General features: G+C 39.9%; 3 protein-coding genes. All 3 read right to left on the bottom strand.

The genetic code is table 11. The features are described 5' to 3' along the window. Nucleotides 1-314 precede the first annotated feature (314 nt). The 3 genes from FHQ08_RS12575 to abc-f are packed head-to-tail and all read right to left on the bottom strand — an operon-like array spanning nucleotide 315 to nucleotide 3,719. Nucleotides 315-818, bottom strand: coding sequence for a dihydrofolate reductase (locus tag FHQ08_RS12575; RefSeq protein ID WP_230914736.1), 504 nt, complete (start codon nucleotides 816-818; stop codon nucleotides 315-317). Between the two features lie 12 nt (nucleotides 819-830). Beyond that, nucleotides 831-1,781, bottom strand: a complete 951-nt coding sequence (locus FHQ08_RS12570; RefSeq protein ID WP_230914735.1) for a thymidylate synthase — start codon at nucleotides 1,779-1,781, stop codon at nucleotides 831-833. A 33-nt stretch (nucleotides 1,782-1,814) separates the two neighbouring features. Next, nucleotides 1,815-3,719, bottom strand: coding sequence for a ribosomal protection-like ABC-F family protein (gene abc-f, locus FHQ08_RS12565; RefSeq protein WP_230914734.1), 1,905 nt, complete (start codon nucleotides 3,717-3,719; stop codon nucleotides 1,815-1,817). Between the last annotated feature and the right edge of the window lie 232 nt (nucleotides 3,720-3,951).

Here is a 3,951-nt window from a genome sequence, read left to right as displayed (position 1 = left end):
TTTTGTCGCTTATAGAATAACATTGGAAGGCACTTCGTGCCTACATAAAAGCAAAAAATTCCTTGAGATCAGATCTCAAGGAATTTTTTACTTTAGGCTGTATAAAAAGACTTATGTCCCAGCCTCTCTATTTACTTGCGAACAATTTTATTTTAACCGTGTTCCAAAACGGCAACGACTTTATGACCATTACAGACATCAAAATGGCCCTCATTAAAAAGTAGGTACCCAAGGTTAAAAAAGTTAGACCAATGAGATCTAACTCCTCACAATCTTTATCATAATTTTTATGACTATAAAGCATATCATATACTTTACTTTACGAAATCTTTCTGCCGCTGATAAATTTCAAACGTATGCGGCCACTGTTCATTTTTCAAACCGGGTGTTTGCTTGGTCAACGCAAATTCTGACCACGGCAGCGTTGGCATAAACGTATCACCATCGACAGCCCGGTGAATTCGGGTCACAAACAATTGGGTAACATAGGGCTTAAACAATGTAAATATTTGCGCCCCACCAATCACGAAAAATAATTCAGTCGGCTTACGCTGTTCACGGGCTAAGAGCTTATCTAAGTCATGTACGACCGTTACCGAAGATTCTGAAAAAATTATGTCCTGGTGGGTCAACACAATGTTTTCTCGTTTAGGTAAAGGCTTACTGCCAAAGCTAGCAAATGTCTTGCGGCCCATAATCACCGGATGATTCAACGTCGTGCGTTTAAAATATTTCAAATCATCGGAAATATGCCAAGGCATTTTCCCTTGATTACCGATCACATGATTACTGGATTCTGCCCAAATAAATGCAAACATAATGTCTCACTCCTAGACTGCCACCGGTGCTTTAATGGCCGGGTATGGGTCGTAACCCTCAACCCGAATATCTGCCATGTCAAAACTAAAGATATCATGCTTATCTGGGTTTAAAATCAATTTTGGTGCTGATTTAGGCTGACGGGTTAATTGTTCTTTAACTTGCCGGAGATGATTCTTATAAATATGGGCGTCACCCAATGTATGTACAAATTCACCCACCTGCAGCCCCGTCTCATGCGCAATCAAATGTGTTAATAACGCATAACTTGCAATATTAAAGGGGACACCAAGAAATACATCACCACTGCGTTGATACAGTTGGCAGGATAATTTCCCATCAGCCACATAAAACTGAAATAGTGTATGACAAGGTGGCAATGCCATTGTAGGGACATCTTCTGGATTCCAAGCGGACACGATCATTCTCCGAGAATCCGGTGTGTGCTTGATCATTTCGATCACATTATGAATTTGATCAATCGTTTCGCCAGTAGTTGTCCGCCAATGTCGCCATTGTGCCCCATAAACATCACCTAAATTACCAAACTTCTGAGCAAATTGCGCATCGTCCAAAATACGTTGATCAAATAGCTGCATTTGTTCTGTATAAACCTTTTTAAAAGCTGGGTCTTGCTCAGCTCGATGTCCAAAATCAGTCATATCAGGACCATGATAGGCATCACTTTCAACAAAGTTTTTAAACGCCCATTCATCCCAAATATGATTCTTATGTTGCAGCAAAAAACGAATATTAGTGTCACCCTTTAGAAACCATAATAATTCACTCTTAATCAAACCAAAGGGTACTTTTTTAGTGGTCAATAGGGGAAATCCAGTACTCAAATCAAAACGCATCTGATACCCAAAAATACTATAGGTTCCCGTATTCGTGCGGTCGTTTTTATAATGACCTTGTTCTAGAATTTTTCGCTCTAAATCCAAATAAGCCTCTTCTAACATGACAACTCTCCTCATCTCATTACGCAATCAAATTTAAGCATATTGACTTAAATAATCCCAACGATCCATCTTTTGGTCGACCGCCTGATTCAACTTATCAATTTGCTGCTGCAAGTCGCCTAAGCGTTGATAATCCGTACCATCCGTATGCGCCATTTCTTGTTTTAACGCTTGAATCTGATTATCTAAGTCATCCAAAACAGATTCGATCTGTTCAAATTCCTTTTGCTCATTATAAGTGAGTTTGGTCTTTTTGGCGATATTTTTTACTTGTGGTGCTTTTAAATCATCCGATGTCGATTGCACAGATTTAGCAGCCGTCTGACTATTATCATTAGATTGATGCGCGTCAGCTGCCAAGTAATCACTCAATCGGCCCGTATAACGATCAATCAGACCATTGCCTTTAAATATCAACAGCTGATCGGCTACTGCGTCTAGGAAATAGCGATCATGGCTCACCGTGATTACTGTCCCATTAAACTGATCCAAATAATGTTCCAATACACTTAACGTCTGGATATCAAAATCGTTCGTAGGCTCGTCTAGCAATAACACATTAGGTTCACTCATTAATAACTTTAAAAGATATAGTCGGCGCTTCTCTCCGCCGGATAAACGCGCTACTAACGTACCATGCATGCTGCGAGGAAACAAAAATTGCTCCAACAATTGGGTGACACTCGTTGTTTCACCACTTCTATTCGTGACATTATGGCCCACATCTTCCAAGTATTTAATGACACGTACATTAGGGTCGATAGGTTCCGTGATTTGAGTATAATAAGCCATTTTAACAGTTTCACCAATTGTTAAAACACCTGAATCTAAGGGCACTCGCCCGGCAACCACATTTAACAAACTACTCTTACCAGCCCCGTTCGCGCCCGTGATCCCAATCCGATCCCCTGCCTGTACCAACAAGTCAAAATTTTTCAAGATCACTTGGTTCTCAAAGGCAAGATTCGCTTTTTTTAAAGCAATTACTTTCTTGCCTAGCCGCTGTTCTTGAATATCAATTTCAAGTGATTGTTCCTGCTGATCGGTATTTAAACGATCTTTCAAATCATTAAATCTGGTAATACGGGCCGCCTGCTTTGTTGAACGTGCCTTGGCACCGGCACGCATCCAAGCCAGCTCTTGTTTATATAATTGTTTTTGTTTATGTGTTTGTTCTTGCTCTAATTGGACTTGTGTCTGTTTTTGCGTGACATAAGCCTCATAATTACCCTTAAATTCAGTCAGGCGGCCGCGATCTAATTCAAAAATACGATTGGTTACCGCATCTAAGAAATAACGATCATGCGTCACAATCATTAATGCGCCAGGATAACTCTGTAAATATTTTTCCAACCAAGCAATACTATCAAAATCCAAATGGTTTGTGGGTTCATCTAAGATCAATAGATCGGCGGTAGACAATAAAGCTTGGGCCAAGGCTACCCGCTTCATTTGGCCACCTGACAGCTCAGTAACAGCTTGATTGAAGTTCGTGATTTTTAATTCGGTTAAAATTGTTTTTAGCTGTGTGTCTAACTGCCAAGCATCTAACCGGTTCATTGCATTCTCTGCTTGGAAAAACTGATCCTGTAACGCTTGATTATCAGGATTACCATTATATTTATCTAAACTTAATTCATAGTTACGAGTCGCTTCAAATTCTGGCCCTGTGCCTGTTAAAGCGGCCTGTAAAACAGTCCCAGACTCTAATTTAGTTTCTTGAGGTAAATAAATGATCTTATAGTCATTAGGTTTGGTAAACTGACCAGCATCTGGTGTTTGGATACCAGCAATGGTTTCCAGCAAAGTTGTTTTACCGGTGCCGTTCAAACCAATCAAGCCAATTTTATCTTCGCTGTGGATCAAAAAATTGACTTGATCAAATAGGGTTTTGTCCCCATATGCCCGAGACAAATTTTCTGCAGTTAATGTCTGCATCGTATCCCCTCTTCAGTTTTATTATTTTCCTATAAAGTCTACCAAAAATTAGCATTAATAGCGAGTAGACTATCCAAAGACCAAATTAAAAAGACATACCGCAAACGGAACTACTCCGTGTCAAGTAGACAACTTAAATAATTAAAATGCTTATGCACTTTTCTTAACGGCATGGCACCCATATTCGTTGGGGGTCATGCCGTTAAGTGTTTCTTGGCGACGTTTGTTGTTA

Origin of the sequence: Agrilactobacillus fermenti (assembly GCF_021030645.1) — a bacterium.
GTDB classification, from domain to species: Bacteria; Bacillota; Bacilli; order Lactobacillales; family Lactobacillaceae; genus Agrilactobacillus; species Agrilactobacillus fermenti.
Note: the sequence above shows the minus strand (reverse complement) of the source record. Positions and strands in the feature narration are given on the sequence as shown.

What these genes read in the sequence shown, in the direction of transcription:
- FHQ08_RS12575 (WP_230914736.1), bottom strand. Translation starts at nt 818, where the DNA reads ATGTTTGCATTTATTTGGGCAGAATCCAGTAATCATGTGATCGGTAAT.
- FHQ08_RS12570 (WP_230914735.1), bottom strand. Translation starts at nt 1,781, where the DNA reads ATGTTAGAAGAGGCTTATTTGGATTTAGAGCGAAAAATTCTAGAACAA.
- abc-f (WP_230914734.1), bottom strand. Translation starts at nt 3,719, where the DNA reads ATGCAGACATTAACTGCAGAAAATTTGTCTCGGGCATATGGGGACAAA.